The sequence below is a fragment of the Elizabethkingia argenteiflava genome, assembly GCF_009904105.1.
In the GTDB taxonomy this organism is placed as follows: Bacteria; Bacteroidota; Bacteroidia; order Flavobacteriales; family Weeksellaceae; genus Elizabethkingia; species Elizabethkingia argenteiflava.
Genome location: NZ_JAAABJ010000173.1, coordinates 1 through 397 on the forward strand (window position 1 = coordinate 1; position 397 = coordinate 397).

General features: G+C 39.3%; 1 protein-coding gene. It reads right to left on the minus strand.

Features of this window, described 5'->3' with window-relative positions:
• The coding region (locus GNY06_RS01400; RefSeq protein ID WP_166518474.1) for a superoxide dismutase family protein at positions 1-397 on the minus strand (397 nt) is incomplete at both ends.

Consider the following 397-nt stretch of genomic DNA (forward strand, 5'->3'; position numbering starts at 1 on the left):
ATCATCGGCCCCAGAATGTATAATAAGCCCGACAATTAAAATATTTTTAGATACATAAATACAACCTCTACAACATTTATCTGTTATAAAGCTAAGATCTCCATTTACTTTAACATCTGCCGTAAGGTTGACAATATCTCCCATATGGAAATGTTCATATTCCCATTTTCCGTGGTCGTTGCCAGAAGGATTACAGTGTCCACCAGTAGAGGTAGATTCTGCGGCAGAGAAATCCGCTTTATCATGTATATGTACGGCATGTTCCCCTGGTGTTAGCCCTGTGACTGCAATATCCATCATAACGGTATTTGCTTTTTGTTTGAAACTTACCTTACCGCCTGTGGAAGTATCACTTTTCGGTAGAATAACATAATTTACCTCCTTAGAGGCAGCACAG